Origin of the sequence: Acidovorax sp. FHTAMBA (assembly GCF_038958875.1) — a bacterium.
Classification (GTDB): Bacteria; Pseudomonadota; Gammaproteobacteria; order Burkholderiales; family Burkholderiaceae_C; genus Acidovorax.
Map to the genome: position 1 here is coordinate 2,518,613 of NZ_CP152407.1, position 17,237 is coordinate 2,535,849.

Consider the following 17,237-nt stretch of genomic DNA (forward strand, 5'->3'; position numbering starts at 1 on the left):
ACACGAAAGGACACCGCGCCATGACCCACCCCACCATCCACCCCGAGCGCCGCCGCGCACTGCAACTGCTGGGCATCACCGCGTTCAGCTGGGCGCTGGCCAGCCGCTATGCCCACGCGCAAAGCGCCGCTGTGCAAGGGCCTGAGCTGCTGCGCATCGGCTACCAAAAATCCGCCGTCAACCTCGTGATCCTCAAGCAGCAGGGCGTGCTGGAAAAGCGCTTCCCCGGCACACGGATCAGCTGGCTGGAGTTCCCGGCCGGGCCGCAGCTGCTCGAAGCCCTGTCGGTGGGCAGCCTGGAGTTTGGCCTGACCGGCGACTCGCCGCCCGTGTTCGCACAGGCCGCTGGCAAAGACCAGCTGTACGTCGGCGCCGAGCCGCCCAAGCCCGACAGCTCCGCGCTGCTGGTGCTCAACGATTCGCCCCTGCGCAAGCTGCCCGATCTCAAGGGCCGCCGCATCGCCGTGCAAAAGGGCAGCAGCGCCCACTACCTACTGGTGCGCGCCGTGGAGCGCGCGGGCCTGCAGTGGGCCGACATCCAGCCCGTGTACCTGACCCCGGCCGATGCGCGCGCCGCGTTCGAGCGCAAGAGCGTGGACGCCTGGGCCATCTGGGACCCGTTCTACGCCGCCACCGAGCTGGCCATCGGACCCCGAGTCCTTGCGACTGGCCGTGATCTTGCCAGCAGCAACAACTCCTTCTACCTGGCGGCCCGCCCGTTTGTGCAAGCCCACCCCCAGGTGCTGCGCGTGCTGTTTGAAGAACTCAGCCGCGCCGACCGCCTGGCGCAAGAGGCGCGCAAGGACGCGATCAAGCTCATTGCCAACTTCAGCGGCCTGGACGCGGGCGTGGTGAGCCTGTTCATCCAGCGCCGCCCCTCGTCGCCAGTGGGGCTGCTCTCGCCCGCCACCGTGGCCGACCAGCAGCGCGTGGCCGATGCGTTTTTCAAGCTCGGCCTGATTCCCAAACCCGTGAACGTGGCCGACATCGTGTGGCGGCCAGCGGCTGCGCAACTGGCCGCTGCCACCTCCAAGCCCTGAGTCACATCCGCCACATCCACCGCATCCAACCCATATCTATTCCGAGGCATTCATGAAAATTTTCTGGTTCATTCCCACCCACGGCGACAGTCGGTATCTCGGCACCGCCAAAGGCGCACGCCAGCTCAACCACGACTACTTGAAGCAGGTCGCAGTGGCGGCCGACAGCCTGGGCTACGAAGGCGTGCTCATCCCCACCGGCCGCTCTTGCGAAGACCCGTGGGTGGTGGCGGCCAGCCTGTTGCCCGTCACGCGCAACCTCAAGTTTTTGGTCGCAGTGCGCCCCGGCCTGCACCAGCCAGCGCTGGCTGCGCGCATGGCGGCCACGTTTGACCGGCTCTCGGGAGGGCGCCTGCTCATCAACCTGGTCACAGGCGGCGACAAGGCCGAGCTGGAGGGCGACGGCGTGTTCCTGGACCACGCCACGCGCTACGAACAGTCGGCCGAGTTCATCCGCATCTGGCGCGAGATTCTGGCGCGCAGCCACCGGGGCGAGAGTCTGGACTTTGAAGGCAAGCACCTGTCGGTGAAGGGCGCCAAGCTGCTTTTCCCCCCGGTGCAGCAGCCCCACCCGCCGGTGTACTTTGGCGGCTCGTCGCCCGCCGCGCACGACCTGGCGGCCGAGCAGGTCGAGACCTACCTGACCTGGGGCGAGCCACCGGCTGAAGTCGCCAAGAAAGTGGCAGACGTGCGCGCCCGCGCCGCCAAACACGGCCGCACCGTCAACTTCGGCATCCGCCTGCACGTCATCGTGCGCGAGACCGATGAGCAGGCCTGGGCCGCTGCCGAAGAACTCATCAGCCATGTCACCGACGACACCGTGGTGCGCGCCCAGGCCGTGTTTGCACGCATGGACTCCGAAGGCCAGCGCCGCATGGCCGCCTTGCACGCTGGTGGTGCCAAGCGCAGCCGCAAGGACCTGGAAATCAGCCCCAATCTGTGGGCCGGCGTGGGCCTGGTGCGTGGTGGCGCGGGCACGGCCCTGGTAGGCGACCCGCAGACAGTGGCTGCGCGCATCGAGGAATACGCCGCGCTGGGGCTGGACACCTTCGTGCTGTCGGGCTACCCGCACCTGGACGAGGCGTATCGGTTTGCCGAGCTGGTGTTCCCGCTGCTGCCCCTGCCGCTGCGCAACCAACTGGCCAGCCGCAACCCCTTGTTTGGCAACCCACTGGGCCCGTTTGGCGAAACCGTGGCCAACGACTTTGTGCCGCGCGCGTCGCAAAGCTGATTTGCCCCGAACCGGAACTCTCCATGACACACACCGCAAGAGAACTGCAGGTATCCCCGGTGGCCGACTCCGTGGACCTGCCCATCGAAGGGCCGTTGTTGCCCGCACCCGTCGCCCGCTTTCTCGCCAACGTCGCACAGCGCCTGTTGCCCTGGGCTGTGCCCATCGGCCTCATCGCGCTGTGGCAGATCGCATCGTCGCAAGGCTGGTTGTCTACCCGTGTGCTGCCCGCACCGCTGGAGGTCGTCAAGGCCGCGTGGACGCTGGCCGCTTCGGGCGAGCTGTGGACCCACGTCCAGGTCAGCGCGGGCCGCGCGCTGGCCGGGCTGGCCGTTGGCGGCGGCCTGGGACTGGCGCTGGGCCTGCTCACCGGCTCAGTCAAGCTGTTCGAGACGCTGCTGGACTCCACCATCCAGATGGTGCGCAACATCCCTGCGTTGGCGCTGATCCCGCTGGTGATCCTGTGGTTCGGCATCGACGAATCGGCCAAGCTGTTCCTCATCAGCGTGTCGGTGTTCTTCCCCATCTACCTCAACACCTTTCACGGCATCCGCAATGTGGACCCGGGGCTGATCGAGATGGGCCGCACCTACGGCCTGGGCCGCTGGCAGCTCTACCGGCAAATCATCCTGCCCGGTGCGCTCTCCAGCATCCTGGTGGGGCTGCGGTTTTCGCTCGGTTTGATGTGGGTGATCCTGATCGTGGCCGAAACCATCTCGGCGCAGGCGGGAATCGGCTACCTCACGATGAATGCACGCGAGTTTCTGCAGACCGACATCGTGCTGGTGGGCATCCTGCTGTATGCGCTGCTGGGCAAGCTGGCCGACGTGTTTGCCAAGGGCCTCGAACGCTACTGGCTGAGATGGCACCCGGGCTATCAGGCGTGATGCCTCTCGTTTGAATACTCACATTTTTATAGCTGCTAGCGCTTGATAGATAAGCGCAGGAGGCCATTTTGACTAAAAATTCATCATCTCCACAACCCCAAGGCGTGCGCCTGGAAGTGCGTGGCGTGGACAAGCGCTACGGCGCGCGCAGCGTGCTCCTCAAGGCCGATCTGGTCATCGAGCCCGGCGAGTTCGTCGCCATCGTGGGCCGCAGCGGGTGCGGCAAGAGCACGCTGCTGCGCCTGGTGGCGGGGCTGGAATCGGTCTCGGGTGGCACCATCCGCATCGACGGCGACAGCGTGAGTGGCCTCAGCGACAGCACACGCATCATGTTCCAGGACTCGCGCCTGCTGCCCTGGAAGCGCGTGCAGGACAACGTGGCCCTGGGCCTACCGCCTGCACAGCGTGGCGCAGCCGCCGACGTGCTGGCCCGCGTGGGCCTGGGTGATCGGTTGACCGAGTGGCCCGCGCGCCTGTCCGGCGGTCAGCGCCAACGCGTGGCCCTGGCGCGTGCCCTGGTGCACAACCCGCGCTTGCTGCTGCTCGATGAACCATTGGGCGCGCTGGATGCGCTCACCCGCATAGAGATGCACCGCCTCATCGAAGGCCTGTGGCGCAGCAGCGGCTTTACCGCGCTGCTGGTCACCCACGACGTGCAAGAGGCCGTGGCCCTGGCCGACCGCGTGATCCTGATCGAAGACGGCCAGATCGCGCTGGACCAGCGCATCGACCTGCCACGCCCCCGCTCGCACGGCGACCCCGCGTTTGCCGCCATCGAAAAACGCATCCTCGACCGGGTGCTGCAAAAGCCCGCAGGGGAGTCTGCGCACGAGGTGTCTTGGCCCGGCGTGCCTGCGCACGGCCTGCGCTGGGCGGTCTGAACCCCATTTAATTTTTCCCATCCACGGACTTTTCAAGGAGAAAACCATGTCCATCCAAGCCATCAACGTACGCAACCAGTTCAAGGGCAAAGTGCGCGAAATCATTCGCGGCGATGTCGTCTCCGAGGTCGATGTCGAAACGCCCTGGGGCGTCGTCACCTCCGTCATCACCACCCGCTCGGTGGACGACCTGGGCCTCATCGTCGGCTCCGACGTGGTGGCGCTGGTCAAGTCCACGGAGGTGTCGATTGCGAAGCTGTGACGCGGCCCCATCGGCCAGAGTTTGAGTGAAAAAAATGCCCCAGCGCTTGGTGGTAAAGCGCTGGAAGCTACTAATTTCATAGCTATTTCGGCCTGCGCTATGTGACAGATGGCAGGGCTCGAAGCTCCATGCGGGCCCGCCTATCTGGCACGAACCCTGGGGCCATTGGTCCCGAAAGCGTGCAGGCGGCCTACACTCGGGGCCATGACGACCCTCCTTGTATGCACTACTGCTGCCCTGGCTGCGCTGCTCCACGCAGCGGCCTGCGCGCGAGCGCAGGCCAAGAAGAACGCGCGTCGTCAGCTGACGCCAGCACATTCCTGAGCCCGGCGGCACACTTTCTCCTCACCCCTTTCAAGCGCAACCATCCACCGCCGGGCACCAGCCATGCGCGGTAGCGGCCGTCTGTTCCCATGGGACGACCGCCGCATTTGATGGAGTGCCAATTCATGCATGCAGCAGCAGTTGTTGATGTTGTGGTTCACGGCGAGCGCACGCTCACCGATCTGGATTATTCGCGCCTGACCAAGCTGGTGGGCAACCGGCTTCCCCCCGTGCTGGATGACCTGCTGGCCAATGCAGACATCACCAGCTCGCGCACCGTGCGGGGTGACGTGGTCACGATGTATTCGCGTGTTGAGCTGGTAGACGTACACACCCACAGGCGCCAGGTGCTGACCCTGTGCTACCCGCAAGACGCTGAACCTGCCGCTGGCTTCATCTCGGTGCTGTCGCCCGTCGGCATCAGCCTGCTGGGGTTGCGGGCGGGGGATGTGGCCAGGTGGCACACGCCCCACGGGGAAGAGTGCGCGGCCGTGGTCGAGAGCATTCAGTTCCAGCCCGAGGCCACGGGCGACTACCTCACGTAGCCGCCTGTAGCCCCGCTGCGGCCCGGCTGCGGCCCGGCTGCCGCCCGGAACCGCCGCGCCTGCCCCTCATCGCCCCTCCCACCGGCGCCAACCTGTGTTGGCCGCCGCTGCATGGGTGCGCACTGCCCAAAACACAAGGACACGCCTGCCATGACCCTTCGCTCCATCCTCGCCGTTACCGATTTCTCCTTGCAAGGAGGCCACGCCATCGCGCGCGCTGCGCTGCTGTGCGCCGAGCACCGCGCGACGTTGAAACTTGTTCACCTGGCCCACCCTGACGAGGCGCCCCCGCCCGACGCGGCCGTGCGCCTGGCGCACCACGCGCTGCAGCTCAGGCAGCGCCACCACATCCCGGTGCAAGCGGCAACCCGCATGGACCTCACTGCGGCAGACGTGGCGCGCGAGGCGGCACATGCCGACCTCGTGGTGTGGGGCACCACCCCCGAGCGTGGGCTGGGTGCCTGGTTTCGCGCCCATCCCGCCGTGCGCATGCTGCGGGCGTGCCAGCGGCCGGTGCTGGTGGTGCGCAAACTGGCTGCCCAGCCGTACCAGAGCCTTCTGGTGGCGGTGGATTTTTCGCAGGTGTCGCAACGTCTGGTGGAGCTCGGTTATGCCCTGCAACCGTCTGCGCGCATCGAGCTGTTTCACGCCATTGATACGACCAACGAGGGCAAGTTGCGCCATGCCGAAGTGTCCGAGCGCGCCATCCGCGCGTACCGCGAAGAGTGTCAGCGGTTTGCGCAAGACAGGATGTTCACGCTCGCCGATTCGTATGACGCGCGCCGCAACCGCCTTTCATCCACCATCGGCCGGGGCGACCCTGCCCGGCAGGTGGTGGTGCAGCAGCAGCACACGGCGGCCGACCTGATCGTGGTAGGCAAGCACCCGGCCTCCGTGCTGTCGGATCTGGTTTTTGAGAGCGTGGCCCAGCGCATCCTGCGTGACGCGCGCACCGATGTACTGGTGGTGCCGCACGGGTTTCAGCCCGCCACGCGCGCGGCGGCCGCAGAGCGCCTGGCCACAGACCTGCCCGTGCGCCGCGTGAAGGCGGGCCCACCGCGGCTGCCACGCTACCCCAACCCGGCCGCGCTCGGACGCCCGTGACCGGGTGGGGGCCAGGCAGGGTGGAGTGCGAAAGCGCAAGCTATTGCGCCATGCGCGCGCCGAGAATCAGCTCCAGCAGCCTGGCGAACTGCGCATCGCTCACCACGTTGCTGGAGAAGTCGGTATTCACCCGGTGCACCACCACCAGGTCGTATGCCGGCACCACCACCACCATGTGCCCGCCGTACCCCTGCGCCGAGAAGGTGCTTGCGGGCACCTTGATGGAGGGCAGGTGGCGCCCGTCCACCGACACCCACCACATGTACCCGTAGCCTCCGTCCACCCCGGTGTCTGAATGGGGCTCAAGGCTCTGGCGCACCCAGTTGGCGGGCACCACCTGCTTGCCAGTCCATTGCCCACCTCGCAGGTACAGCAGCCCGAAGCGGGCCAGGTCGCGTGCCGACATGCGCATGGGGTACGCGGCGTGCACGGAGTCCTTGCCGGTGTGGTGGCTGCCGTCCTGCGCGCGCCAGTCCTGCATCTGCAGCGGCTGTGCCAGCTGGTGGGCAAATGCGGTGTAGATGCTGGTCTTCGTACGCGCTTCGTAAATGGTGTTCAGCGCGTTGAAGTCCCAGTTGTTGTAGTACCAGAACGAACCCGGCGCGTGGCTGCCGCGCGCAGGCCGTTTTGCTGCCATTGCTGCCGTTTCGTACAGGGCGGGGTGGTAGATGCCCGAGCGGGACTTGAGCAGGTCTGCCACCGTGGCCTGTTTTTCAGAGGGGGTCAGTGCCGGCTCGTTGTCGTCCACACCCAGTTCGGCCAGCGTGGCATCCAGCCGCACCTGACCACTGGCCACCGCAGCGCCCATCAGGCTGCTCAGAATGCTTTTGCGGATGGAGTGGATGTTGAAGCGCTCGTCGGTACGGCCCCACTCATCCAGTACCTGGCCGTTGAGCACCAGCATGACGGCTGAAGTGTCGAGACTTTCGGAGTGCTTGCGCGCCAGCGCCAGCTTTGCGCTGGACCAGCCCACGGCTTCTGGTGACGCGATGCGCTGCCATTGCGCTGAAGGTACGTGGGTGTCCTCCGCTGGAGCCGCCATGGCCTGGCTGGCCCACAGGAACAGAAGGGCGATGGCGGCAACCGAGCGCAATGGCGTTTTGTCTTTCTCGCTTGCTCGCAGGGTCGTCTGCATGGGGTGCGGCAGGAGTTGGTCTGCGGCGCCGCAGTTACAACACCTGTCACGGGCGGGGCTGCTGCAGCTTTGGTGGCCGAGGGGTTGAAACCCACCGCAGCCAAGGCGCTGATCGGCGGCTGGCGCAGCAGGCCGTGACTTGTCTCACACGGTTCGTTCACCCGGCGTACCGGAAGCGCCGCGCGAGGCTTCGACGGGCTCAGCCCGACCAGGTGTTTCAAGTTCAATCGGGCTGACTCAAGAATGATGCTGTCAGCCGGTCAGTCCTCAGTCACTCAGTCCATCCAGCCCGCCCGAGCGCCTTGATCGCCGCGGTCAACGACACCGCCGCCTGGTCATAGCCGTGCCAGGGGCCGTTGCCGGTGCGCAGCCGGCGTCCCACGGATGGCACCGTCCAGTGCGCGCCGCTGGTGATCTTGGTGAGCTCGTCCCAGGCCACGGGGACCGACACGCCCATGCCCGGGCGGGCGCGGGCTGTCCAGGCGGTGGCGGTGGTGGCACCCAGGCCGTTGCGCAGGTAGTCGGCAAAGATCTTGCCCACGCGGTTTTTGGGCCCGCTCTTGGCCACAAAGCGTTGGGGGATGGTGCGGGCCAGGTGCTGAACGACCTCGTGGCTGAAGCCTTTGACCGTGTCCCAGTCGTGCAGCCGCTTGATGGGCACGACGATGTGCAGGCCCTTGCCGCCGCTGGTCTTCAGGAAGGCGGGCAAGCCCAGTTCGGTCAGCATCAGGCGCACCAGGGTGGCGGCCTCCTGCACGTGCTCCCACGGCACGCCTTCGCCAGGGTCCAGGTCAAAGGTGAGGCGGTCGGGGCGGTCTATCTTGTCCTTGCGGGCGTTCCAGGTGTGAAACTCCACCGTGTTCATCTGCGCTGCCGACAGCAGCCCCTCGGGGCTGGCCACCTCCAGCAGCGGCGGGTGGGCCGGGTACAGCGCTTGCGCAAGCTCCCTGATGCCCTGGACGCCCTTCACGCGCCCCACATCCCAGTGCTTTTGAAAGAACAGCTCACCTTCCACCCCCTCCGGCGCACGCACCAGCGAAGTGGGACGGGCTTTCAGGTGCGGCATCAACAGCGGCGCCACGGTGGCGTAGTAGCGCACCAGATCCATCTTGGTAAGGCCGGTGGTGGGGTCGATCACGCGGTCTGCGCTCGACACCCGCACGCTGCCCACGGGCGCGGATGAAGATTTGGCGGGCGCGTCTGAATTCGCGGATTGCGCAGCATGGGTGGCGCTGGAGGCTGTCGCCGAAGAAGTCTTCTTGCGCATGGGCTGGGGCTTTTCCTGGCGGATGTCACGGGGTGGCTTGTCGCTGCGCAGGCCCTTGAACACGGCGTGGCGTATGCGCCCCTCCTGCGTCCATTCTGCAAACGACACCTCAGCGATCAGCTGTGGCTTCACCCAGTGCGGATTTTTGTCGATGGCTTCGGGGTGGGCAAACGGGCTACGGGATGCCTTGAGCTTTTGCAGCTGTGCGTGCAGTGCGGCCAGCTGCTTCTGGCTGAACCCGGTGCCCACGTTGCCCGTGTAGCGCAGGCTGCCATCTGCGTCATGCACCCCCAGCAGCAGCGACCCCAGGCCCGTGCGGGAGCCCTGAGGGTCGGTGTACCCGCCGATCACGAACTCCTGGCGGTGGCTGCATTTGAGCTTGATCCAGTCATTGCTGCGGCGTGACAGGTAGGCACTGTTCCTGCGCTTTCCCATCACACCTTCAAACCCGAGCTGGCAGGCCGATGCAATCAGGTCTGATGGCAAGGCTTCAAACGCTTCGCTGAAACGGACGCGGTCGGTGGTGGCTGCGTTGGCAATGGCCTCAAGACGCGCTCTGCGCTCCACCAGCGGCAGGCTGCGCAGGTCTTGCCCGTTGGCGAACGGCAGGTCGAACACGTACAACACCAGCGCCTCCGTCGCCTCGCCATCGAAGGCATTCTGCAGCGCCTGAAAATCCGGAATGCCGTGCGCATCAGGCATCAGCACCTCGCCATCGATCCAGCCGGATTCGAGTGGCAGGCTGGCCACGGCTTCGGCCAGGCGCGGCATTTTCGCGGTCCAGTCGTTGCCATTGCGGGTAAAAAGCTGCGCCTTGCCAGCCTCCACCCGAGCCATCAGGCGGTAGCCATCAAACTTCAGCTCCCAGATCCAGTCGCTGGTGTCCGCAGGCGGGCCTTCTACCAAGCTGGCCAGCTGGGGAGAGAGCGCATCGGGCAGGGCGGCATGCGGTGCCTTGCGCTCGGCACGTCCGACACGTCCGTTGCGCTCTGCATGCCCGGAGCGGGCCGGTTGGGCTGGCGCGTGCGGAGCTGCGGGCTGTGCGTTCCCGGGCGGGGAGGGGGGCAACAGTGGCGCAAGGTCAGTGACGCTGTCGGGCATCTCGTCCACCACACTGAACTCCGCAGCCGGGCGCTCCAGCCCGTCGCGTTCCTTGATGAGCAGCCAGGGCGGCTGGCGCTCGTCGCCACGGCCGTGCATGCGCACCAGGGTCCAGTGCCCCTGCAGCTTGTGCCCGTGCAGAACGAACTTGAGCTTGCCCGCCCGGTAGCCCTCGGCCGCGTCACCCACGGGTTGCCAGTAGCCGCGGTCCCAGATGATCACGCGCCCTGCGCCGTATTGCTTGGGCGGTATCTGTCCCTCAAAGCTGTTGTACGAAATGGGGTGGTCTTCCACCTGCACCGCCATGCGTTTGTCGGCCGGGTCCAAGCTGGGGCCCTTGGGCACCGCCCAGCTCTTCATGGTTCCATCGATCTCCAGTCGCAGGTCGTAGTGCAGGCGGCTGGCCCAGTGTTTCTGGATGACGTATTGCAGCGCCTCCACACCGGGCGTGCCGCCCTCGGCTGGCTCGGGCGTCACACTGAAGTTGCGCTTCTTTTTATACGGGGCGAGCGCGTCGGTGGTGTCGGCCATGGTGTGTCAGGCGGCGCGGCGGGCCGGTTTTTTGGCGGCGGGTTTGGTAGACCGGGCGGCCGGGGTGCTCTTGCCGGAGTCTGCGGGCTTTTTGGGGGCAGTTTTCTTGGCTGCAGGCTTTTTGGCGGGAGTGGATGGAAGCCGTGTGACCGTGGCTTTGCCCTTGGCTGCCGTGCCCCTGGCAGGTTTGTCGGCGGCGCGTGGCCCCTTGCCCTCCAGGCTGCGCTTGAGCAGTGCCGTGAGGTCCAGCACCTCGGCACCCGCAGACACCGAAGGGCTGTTCTCGACCTTGGCCACATCGGCGATGTCGCCCGCCTGGGCCTTGTGTTCCACCAGCTCGTTGATCTGGTCAGCAAAGGAATTGCGAAAGTTGTCGGCGTCCCATGTCTGCGTCATGTCGTCGATCAGCTGCACCGCCATGGTCATCTCGGCGTCCTTGATGCCGGCGGCCTTGGCATCCAGCGGCGGCAGGTTCAACTGCTCGAACGACCGGATCTCGCCCCCCCAGCGCAGCAGGTTCAAAATGAGCGCCCGGCCGCAAGGGATCAGTACCGCAAGGTGCTGCTTGGTCTGGATGACGACCTTGGCCACACCCACCTTGTTGGTCTTGCGCAGGGCCTCGCGCAGCAGCGCGTAGACCTTTTCGCCACGCTTGAGCGGTGCGGTGTAGTAAGGCCGCTCAAGGTACACAAACGGAATCTCGTCGGCGTCCAGAAACGCCTCGATTTCGATGGTCTGCGTGACCTTGGGAAACGCAGTGGCAATTTCTTCGGGCGAGAGCACGACGTAGCGGCCGTCTTCGTACTCGATGCCCTTGACGATGTCGCTGCTGGCGATCTCCTTGCCGGTCACCTTGTTGATGCGCTTGTAGCCCACCGGCTGCATCGACCGCTTGTCCAGCCAGTCAAAGTCGATACCGGTGCTTGCAGTGGCCGAATACAAACCGACCGGTATGTGCACCAGCCCGAAGCTGATGGCGCCTTTCCACATCGTGCGCGTCGACGTGGGCGCTTGGCCTGCGGTGTCTGCCATGGCAACTCTCTCAATTCAAAGGGGTTTGACGGAGGCTCCAAGATAGTGCGGCCGCTGCACCCGCGGTGTAGGACAACCCCAAGCCACGTGGTCAGGCCGTGCAGAACGTGCTGCGCGGGCTGGTTGGGCCCGCCCTGCCGCGCTGGTCAGACGCTGTAAGTGCGCTCGACAAACGCCTTGGTCGCCACCAGCCCCGCAGGCGTCCAGTGCACGGCGGGGGACATGGCGCGAACCAGCAGCTCCCGCTGCTCGGCAGGGGCCAGGGTGGGAAGCTGCTCACGCAACAGCGACAAATCGGTGTCCAGCCACTGCTGCGTGTGGCCTGCCGGTTCGCCGAAAGTGGTTTGGCGGTTACCCGCACGGGCCAGGCGCAGTCTTTCTGCCACGCGGAAACTCACGGGCCGGCGCGGTACATGTGGCATGGCGTCAATGCCCCGGGCAGCCGCCGTTGCCTCAAAGGCCGCGCCGTCAGCGCTGGCGTCCCCGCGCAGCCAGTGGTGAATCACCTGCAGCTCGTAAGGCGAAAACACACCAAACATCTCCGCGCGGTCTCCCTGCAGCAGGTTCCAGAACCGGCTTTCGGTGGCGGGCTGGTTTTTCCTGATCCAGCCTGCCTGCTCCAGGGCTGCCAGGAATGCCGGGACCTCCTGCGGGTCCGCCAGCCAGTCGTTGACCTTGCGGCCGGCCACTTTGCAGAAGTCGGAATGGGCGCCATGCCCGGCGGGCGCCTTCTGCGCAAAGATGCGCACGACTTCCTGGTCAATGTCGAAGCTGCGGATGACATCGAGCGTACCCACGCCCACGTCACCCAGGCGGGCGCCGGCGCGCACGCGGCGCCAGTATTCGCCGCCGTCGTCCATGCGCGGCGCGGCGTCGATGGCTGCCTGGCAAGCGCGCCGTGCGTGGCCGGTGTCGGCGTTGTCCACGGTCACATGCAGCGTGAAGTAATACGGGTCGATGCCCAGCTCATTGAGCTCGTAGGCCGTGATCAGCAGGTGCAGCGGCAGCTGTTCGTAGGCCAGGTTGAAGCCCACGATTTCGGGCAGAAACTCCTGCGCGTTCCAGCCCAGCGCCAGCTGGATGAGGCCTTGCTGGTAGTGCGTATCGGGCACACCATCCAGCGGGTCCAGCCCATAACGGGCCAGCAGGCCGCGGTACAGCGTTACATGGTTCTTGTCGGCATCGCCGTTGCCCAGCTCTTCCAGGTACGTCAGCACCAGGTCGGACAGGCGCGGATTATCGGCATAGGCACACAGGCCGTAGAGCCAGGCGCCGTCCACCAGTTTGGTCGGAGCCACCTGGCGCAGAAAGTACAGCGCGTGGGCGCGGTTGGTGAAGTACCTGCGCGGCGCACCACCCTGGCGCGCTTGCAGGTAGTTCTGGTACTGCCCATGCACAGACCGCATGTTGGTTTCCATCCAGTTCACCAGGCTGGCGCCGGTGGCGGGCAGCTCATCGGCCCCGGTGGCCGTATCCCGCAAGGCATCCCGCAGGAAGTCAGCTGCAGCAGCACGCTCTTGCCCGCCGGGTATGCCATTGGCAAGGGGCTCGTACAGCGATCGGAAGGCATCCGGATTGGCGCTCAGGGCAGCGCCCGGCTCGCGCGGACGGGTAGAAGTGACGGATGGTGCTTTGAGGAGGGCAGACATAAATGGGGAGATAAGGTGCCGACATGGCAGACGTCCCTAGGATGGCCGCACCATCATCCTTCCGGCATCGGGCCGAAGCTCTTGCCTGCGTGGGCTTGCTCCTACGACGATGCATGGCGCACCTGCCCCCTTGTCGCGCTTACTTCCCTGTCGGGGGTGTGGAATTGCGTATTTGTTACCGAGAATGACTACGTCGCTCACCACAATGCGATTTCGGATATGCCTGCAGGAGATACGACATGCCGTTTGAATACCTTCGAGAGATCGCGCAGTCACAGCTTCCGCTCACCGTGGACCAGGAAGCCAACATCGACAAGTTGCGGGTGCTGCGCGCGGCCGATCTGGTGTCGGTGATGCTGCCGGGCGCAGAGTCCGAAACGCAGACCTTTGCCCGGGTGCTGGCCATCACGCCCAAGGGGCGCAAGATGCTTGCCCAGGAGCTGGACCGATCTTCATGACGCGGCTGCGGACAGCGCTTTTTTGTTCTCAACGCCCCACGTGTGCTGTGGCAAGCCGCTGAAGTATCCGCTGCCGGGATGGCGAAGCGGGATTACGGTTCAGGTTTCGCCCCTCGTCGCATGACGGTGACGCACAGGGCAGCTCGGTCATCTCCAGAAAACGCTCCAGCGTCAGCAGCACGACCTGCTGGCGCGCGCCGTGTTTCCGGTGCAGCGTTTTCTTCATTGCAGTGGTCCTTTCAGAAGGCGTTGCCTGCCAACGACGGTAGCGACCTGCAAAAGCATCGCCGGTAGGGTGGCACCGCGGCAGCCTGTAGGCGCGGGCGACTCCCCCTGAGGGGGCATAACTTCTGATGCCTGGAGTCAATGTTGTCTGACGTTGTGGCAACGCCCGCCGCGGGTTAATGGAGCCAGGCAAAGCGCCCACCCACCGCCCCCGTCTCAGGAGACCGCCATGTCCGACACCCACCGCACCGGCCCCCACATGCTCAAGCCGCGCGCCCTCAAGCGCATGCGGCAGTCGCAGGCGGCGTTGCGGCCGCAGCGCGAGCCATTGCGGTTCCCCGAGCCCGAGCCGCCGGTGTGGAAGCCGCTGGGCTGATGCTGCGGTCTCCATCGCATTGCCTTTTAGTCCACATGCACCCGATGCATTCTTTATTGCACATCAACCCGGAGCAACTTCATGACAGCCAAACCACCTTACCCGGACTTCAACCAATACGGACTCAAGGATGAGGATGGCCCACCCAAGCAGACCTACGCCAACCGCGCGGGGGGCGAACAGCCCGGCGTGGGCCCGGCCGATGCGGTGGACGCATCCGGCCACAGGCTGGGAAAAACGGATTCGCATCCCGATCAAAAGCCTTCTTCACGCATGGGCCGTGCGGACATCGGCGAGACGGACAACAAGAGGCGTTAAGCCGGTTTTGCTGCACCAGTTCTTTCATCCATTGCCATGAACCCGTCCGGATACCAGCCCAACGACCTGCCGCCAGCGCGTCCCGCGCCTTATCCCTCAGGTACGCCAGGCGACTGGCGCACTTTTGGGGTGGGGGTGCTATTGATAGGGGTCCTTCTGTGCGTATTGGCGTTTGCTCCGACGGGTGCCGACGCAGTGCGGGGCGCGATCGCTGAGGACCCGGCCTCCCGCACCACCCCCACCCCGCCAGCGGTGCCCCTGGAACTGCACCAGAGCCAGGCACGCGCTGCCGAAAGCACATTGGGGCAGCCGGTGACTGCCGGGGACCTGTAATTGTGCCAAATTGGCCTCCAGCGCTTGATGGATATGCGCTTACAGCTATCAATTATGTAGTAAAAAGCTAGAGACAAGATGCAAGAACCCATCGCAGGTCTTGCCTTGTGCATGGCTGCCTGCGTCAGCGCGGCAGGCACCCGGCAAAACCGCTGGGTCCCAGCGCTGACACGTCCGCCAGCGTCAGCGCCTGCGTCTGGTCGTTCTGGCCTGGAATCTTGGTGAGCCGCTGCCCGTTTTGCCAACGCCACTGGTTGCCGTCAAAGCTGTACACAAACGTATGCGTGCGGTTCGATAGCAGGTGTGCAGGTGTGAGGGTGATGGCCTGGGCATCTGGCTGCGTGGTGGCGGTGGCCTGTGCTTCGTTGTCCTTCACCACGATCTTGCCCACGTAGGGCGTGACCGGCGACTCGGTGCGGTTCAGCTCACGCTGCACCAGCGCGGGGCTGTAGCCGGTCTTGATCCACTCGCCACTGCCCCCAGGGCGCACGTGGGGCTTGCGCGCTGCCAGAAACTCCGTGCACGCCGCCACCAGAGCGTCAAAACCCGCTGGCGCGGGGCCACCGGGTTCGGGTTTGCTGCAGCCCACCAGGGGCACTATCAACAGCAGGGCAGCAGCGAGGGGGCACAGGGGCAAGGGCATGTGTGTCGGTATGGTTGGTGGGCAGACGCATTGTGTGCCGATGCGGGCTGCCCGGCTTGACGGGTGTCAAGAAGCGTTGCTTGCGCGAGCCGGTTTCAGCGCGGCGGCGTCTGCCTGGTACCAGCGGCCCAGTGCCGATGCGTCGGTCAGCGCTGCCAGCACGGCCGCGTTCAGCTCGAGTGCGCTGGCAGGCAGCTGCACGGCCTGGTACGCCTGCGCGGTGCCCGCCATCAGTGCCTCGGCGTCGAGCAGCAGGCGCAGGTTTTGGGGAATCTGCGGCGCCAGCGTGGCGCAGTGATGTACCGACAGCGAATGGGCCTTGCGGCAGGCGCCGGGGCGCACGCTGTAGATGGAGCAGCGGTCTTCCACCAGAAAACCGCAGGGCTGGCGGGCCGTGTTTGCATCGGCCTGGGCGACATGCTGGCGAAGCCGGGCCGTGGCGGCGTCCACGCTGCCGGCCCCCTCGGCCACCAGGTGCAGCGCTATGCGAAACACCTCGGGCTCTGTGGCCTCTACCCGCACATGGCAGCAATGGGCGCAGCCAGCCGTGCAGTCGGGCACGGGGCCTGCGGCGGCAGCCTGTGTGGCCACGGCGTCCAGGCTGTGGTGCAGCTGCGCAGTAAAGGCGACCGCACCCTCCGCGGTGCCGGTGCGTTGGAGCGCGTGCACCGCCAGAGCACGCACACGCGCGATGGATTCCTCAAATGCAGATTGTTCGTCGTGGGACAGCATGGGGTGTCTTATACCTTCGGGATGGCATGCCCCCGCCGGGTTTCAGCGCTGGGCAGGCGTTGCCTTGCTATATTGGCCGGCTTTGCCACCACCGAGATGCACCCCCCATGACCGAGCCCATTCGCCTCACCCAGTACAGCCACGGCGCCGGTTGTGGCTGCAAGATCAGCCCCAAGGTGCTGGACGTGATCCTGGCGGGCAGCGGTTCGCAAACGCTGGACCCGCGCCTGTGGGTGGGCAACACCTCGCGCGACGATGCGGCCGTGTATGCGCTGGACGGCGAGCGCGGCGTGGTGTCCACCACCGATTTCTTCATGCCCATCGTCGATGATCCGTATGACTTTGGCCGCATTGCCGCCACCAACGCCATCAGCGATATCTACGCCATGGGCGCCGATCCGTTGATGGCCATTGCCATTCTGGGCTGGCCCGTCAACGTGCTGCCCCCCGAGGTGGCGCGCGACGTGGTGCGCGGCGGGCGGGCTGCGTGCGATGCGGCGGGCATACCGCTGGCAGGCGGGCACTCCATCGATGCGCCCGAGCCCATCTTTGGCCTGGCGGTGACGGGCGTGGTGGACAAGCAGCACTTGAAGCGCAACGACACCGCCACCGCCGGGTGCCGCCTGTACCTCACCAAGCCGCTGGGCATTGGCATCCTCACCACCGCCGAGAAAAAGTCGAAACTGCGGCCCGAAGACGTGGGCGTGGCGCGCGACTGGATGTGCACGCTGAACACCCCCGGCAGCCGCTTTGGCAAGCTTCCCGGCGTGGCCGCCATGACCGATGTAACCGGCTTTGGTCTGCTGGGGCACCTGGTGGAGATGGCCGAAGGCAGCGGGGTAACCGCGCAGATCGACTACGCCGCCGTGCCGCGCCTGGCGGGCGTGTCGCACTACCTGGCCGAGGGCTGCGCACCCGGCGGCACGCTGCGCAACTTTGACAGCTACGGCCACCAGATTGCCGCGCTGGCGCAGGAAGAACACAAGCTGCTGCTGTGCGATCCGCAAACCAGCGGCGGCCTGCTGGTGGCGGTGACGCCCGAGGGCGAAGCGGAGTTTCTGGCAGTGGCCGCCGGGCTGGGGCTGGCCCTTGAGCCCATCGGGCAGATGACAACGCGACAGCAGTTTGCCGTGGAAGTGCGCTGAAACCTCGAACACACGCCA

The 17,237-nt window shown here is 65.9% G+C and carries 18 protein-coding genes; 11 read left to right on the forward strand and 7 right to left on the reverse strand.

All coding sequences use genetic code 11. The features are described 5' to 3' along the window. Nucleotides 1–20: 20 nt before the first annotated feature. The 7 genes from AAFF19_RS11875 to AAFF19_RS11905 all read left to right on the forward strand — a co-directional run bounded on the left by AAFF19_RS11875 (nucleotide 21) and on the right by AAFF19_RS11905 (nucleotide 6,274). Nucleotides 21–1,040: a sulfonate ABC transporter substrate-binding protein gene (locus tag AAFF19_RS11875; protein ID WP_182119212.1), complete on the forward strand. Its 1,020-nt coding sequence runs from the start codon at nucleotides 21–23 to the stop codon at nucleotides 1,038–1,040. 52 nt (nucleotides 1,041–1,092) lie between these two features. Further along, nucleotides 1,093–2,271, forward strand: coding sequence for an FMNH2-dependent alkanesulfonate monooxygenase (gene ssuD, locus AAFF19_RS11880; RefSeq protein ID WP_182119211.1), 1,179 nt, complete (start codon nucleotides 1,093–1,095; stop codon nucleotides 2,269–2,271). A 23-nt stretch (nucleotides 2,272–2,294) separates the two neighbouring features. Beyond that, nucleotides 2,295–3,158 carry an aliphatic sulfonate ABC transporter permease SsuC gene (gene ssuC, locus AAFF19_RS11885; protein WP_182119210.1) on the forward strand — a complete coding sequence of 288 codons (864 nt, stop codon included), beginning with the start codon at nucleotides 2,295–2,297 and terminating at the stop codon, nucleotides 3,156–3,158. A 68-nt stretch (nucleotides 3,159–3,226) separates the two neighbouring features. Beyond that, entirely contained in the window at nucleotides 3,227–4,039 is an 813-nt protein-coding gene (locus tag AAFF19_RS11890; protein ID WP_182119209.1) for an ATP-binding cassette domain-containing protein, read from the forward strand. A gap of 46 nt (nucleotides 4,040–4,085) precedes the next feature. Next, nucleotides 4,086–4,301 (forward strand): molybdopterin-binding protein, encoded by a 216-nt coding sequence (locus tag AAFF19_RS11895; protein ID WP_055393898.1) that lies wholly within the window; start codon nucleotides 4,086–4,088, stop codon nucleotides 4,299–4,301. 449 nt (nucleotides 4,302–4,750) lie between these two features. Beyond that, a complete protein-coding gene (locus tag AAFF19_RS11900) occupies nucleotides 4,751–5,170 on the forward strand; it encodes a GreA/GreB family elongation factor (RefSeq protein ID WP_008905896.1) in 420 nt (139 codons plus the stop codon). A gap of 150 nt (nucleotides 5,171–5,320) precedes the next feature. After that, nucleotides 5,321–6,274, forward strand: coding sequence for a universal stress protein (locus AAFF19_RS11905; protein WP_182119208.1), 954 nt, complete (start codon nucleotides 5,321–5,323; stop codon nucleotides 6,272–6,274). Nucleotides 6,275–6,314: 40 nt separating this feature from the next. Here AAFF19_RS11905 and AAFF19_RS11910 read toward each other — a convergent pair whose 3' ends face one another. The 4 genes from AAFF19_RS11910 to AAFF19_RS11925 form a co-directional block, all read right to left on the reverse strand. Then, a complete protein-coding gene (locus tag AAFF19_RS11910) occupies nucleotides 6,315–7,409 on the reverse strand; it encodes a serine hydrolase (RefSeq protein ID WP_182119207.1) in 1,095 nt (364 codons plus the stop codon). A 271-nt stretch (nucleotides 7,410–7,680) separates the two neighbouring features. Beyond that, nucleotides 7,681–10,308, reverse strand: a complete 2,628-nt coding sequence (gene ligD / locus AAFF19_RS11915; protein WP_182119206.1) for a DNA ligase D — start codon at nucleotides 10,306–10,308, stop codon at nucleotides 7,681–7,683. A gap of 6 nt (nucleotides 10,309–10,314) precedes the next feature. Beyond that, a complete protein-coding gene (locus AAFF19_RS11920; RefSeq protein ID WP_182119205.1) occupies nucleotides 10,315–11,340 on the reverse strand; it encodes a Ku protein in 1,026 nt (341 codons plus the stop codon). Nucleotides 11,341–11,486: 146 nt separating this feature from the next. Then, nucleotides 11,487–12,989 carry an iron-containing redox enzyme family protein gene (locus AAFF19_RS11925; RefSeq protein ID WP_246330850.1) on the reverse strand — a complete coding sequence of 501 codons (1,503 nt, stop codon included), beginning with the start codon at nucleotides 12,987–12,989 and terminating at the stop codon, nucleotides 11,487–11,489. A gap of 239 nt (nucleotides 12,990–13,228) precedes the next feature. On the opposite strand from AAFF19_RS11925, the gene AAFF19_RS11930 reads away from it, so the two are divergent. After that, a complete protein-coding gene (locus tag AAFF19_RS11930) occupies nucleotides 13,229–13,447 on the forward strand; it encodes a hypothetical protein (RefSeq protein ID WP_182119204.1) in 219 nt (72 codons plus the stop codon). 28 nt (nucleotides 13,448–13,475) lie between these two features. On the opposite strand, the gene AAFF19_RS11935 is transcribed toward AAFF19_RS11930, so the two are convergent. Further along, nucleotides 13,476–13,673, reverse strand: a complete 198-nt coding sequence (locus AAFF19_RS11935; protein WP_182119203.1) for a hypothetical protein — start codon at nucleotides 13,671–13,673, stop codon at nucleotides 13,476–13,478. A gap of 228 nt (nucleotides 13,674–13,901) precedes the next feature. Here AAFF19_RS11935 and AAFF19_RS11940 point away from each other — a divergent pair, with 228 nt between their 5' ends. Both AAFF19_RS11940 and AAFF19_RS11945 read left to right on the forward strand, forming a co-directional pair. Continuing rightward, nucleotides 13,902–14,048 (forward strand): hypothetical protein, encoded by a 147-nt coding sequence (locus AAFF19_RS11940; RefSeq protein WP_182119202.1) that lies wholly within the window; start codon nucleotides 13,902–13,904, stop codon nucleotides 14,046–14,048. 81 nt (nucleotides 14,049–14,129) lie between these two features. Further along, a complete protein-coding gene (locus tag AAFF19_RS11945) occupies nucleotides 14,130–14,366 on the forward strand; it encodes a hypothetical protein (protein WP_182119201.1) in 237 nt (78 codons plus the stop codon). Nucleotides 14,367–14,823: 457 nt separating this feature from the next. Here AAFF19_RS11945 and AAFF19_RS11950 read toward each other — a convergent pair whose 3' ends face one another. Continuing rightward, nucleotides 14,824–15,342: a hypothetical protein gene (locus tag AAFF19_RS11950; RefSeq protein ID WP_182119199.1), complete on the reverse strand. Its 519-nt coding sequence runs from the start codon at nucleotides 15,340–15,342 to the stop codon at nucleotides 14,824–14,826. Nucleotides 15,343–15,408: 66 nt separating this feature from the next. Then, nucleotides 15,409–16,074: a YkgJ family cysteine cluster protein gene (locus AAFF19_RS11955; protein ID WP_182119198.1), complete on the reverse strand. Its 666-nt coding sequence runs from the start codon at nucleotides 16,072–16,074 to the stop codon at nucleotides 15,409–15,411. A 107-nt stretch (nucleotides 16,075–16,181) separates the two neighbouring features. Here AAFF19_RS11955 and selD point away from each other — a divergent pair, with 107 nt between their 5' ends. Further along, on the forward strand, nucleotides 16,182–17,219 hold the full coding sequence (gene selD, locus AAFF19_RS11960) for a selenide, water dikinase SelD (RefSeq protein WP_182119197.1): 1,038 nt from the start codon (nucleotides 16,182–16,184) through the stop codon (nucleotides 17,217–17,219). Nucleotides 17,220–17,237 lie beyond the last annotated feature (18 nt).

Coding starts and splice junctions, on each gene's coding strand:
- AAFF19_RS11875 (WP_182119212.1), top strand. CDS start 21: ATGACCCACCCCACCATCCACCCCGAGCGCCGCCGCGCACTGCAACTG.
- ssuD (WP_182119211.1), top strand. CDS start 1,093: ATGAAAATTTTCTGGTTCATTCCCACCCACGGCGACAGTCGGTATCTC.
- ssuC (WP_182119210.1), top strand. CDS start 2,295: ATGACACACACCGCAAGAGAACTGCAGGTATCCCCGGTGGCCGACTCC.
- AAFF19_RS11895 (WP_055393898.1), top strand. CDS start 4,086: ATGTCCATCCAAGCCATCAACGTACGCAACCAGTTCAAGGGCAAAGTG.
- AAFF19_RS11900 (WP_008905896.1), top strand. CDS start 4,751: ATGCATGCAGCAGCAGTTGTTGATGTTGTGGTTCACGGCGAGCGCACG.
- AAFF19_RS11905 (WP_182119208.1), top strand. CDS start 5,321: ATGACCCTTCGCTCCATCCTCGCCGTTACCGATTTCTCCTTGCAAGGA.
- AAFF19_RS11910 (WP_182119207.1), bottom strand. CDS start 7,409: ATGCAGACGACCCTGCGAGCAAGCGAGAAAGACAAAACGCCATTGCGC.
- ligD (WP_182119206.1), bottom strand. CDS start 10,308: ATGGCCGACACCACCGACGCGCTCGCCCCGTATAAAAAGAAGCGCAAC.
- AAFF19_RS11920 (WP_182119205.1), bottom strand. CDS start 11,340: ATGGCAGACACCGCAGGCCAAGCGCCCACGTCGACGCGCACGATGTGG.
- AAFF19_RS11925 (WP_246330850.1), bottom strand. CDS start 12,989: ATGTCTGCCCTCCTCAAAGCACCATCCGTCACTTCTACCCGTCCGCGC.
- AAFF19_RS11930 (WP_182119204.1), top strand. CDS start 13,229: ATGCCGTTTGAATACCTTCGAGAGATCGCGCAGTCACAGCTTCCGCTC.
- AAFF19_RS11935 (WP_182119203.1), bottom strand. CDS start 13,673: ATGAAGAAAACGCTGCACCGGAAACACGGCGCGCGCCAGCAGGTCGTG.
- AAFF19_RS11940 (WP_182119202.1), top strand. CDS start 13,902: ATGTCCGACACCCACCGCACCGGCCCCCACATGCTCAAGCCGCGCGCC.
- AAFF19_RS11945 (WP_182119201.1), top strand. CDS start 14,130: ATGACAGCCAAACCACCTTACCCGGACTTCAACCAATACGGACTCAAG.
- AAFF19_RS11950 (WP_182119199.1), bottom strand. CDS start 15,342: ATGCCCTTGCCCCTGTGCCCCCTCGCTGCTGCCCTGCTGTTGATAGTG.
- AAFF19_RS11955 (WP_182119198.1), bottom strand. CDS start 16,074: ATGCTGTCCCACGACGAACAATCTGCATTTGAGGAATCCATCGCGCGT.
- selD (WP_182119197.1), top strand. CDS start 16,182: ATGACCGAGCCCATTCGCCTCACCCAGTACAGCCACGGCGCCGGTTGT.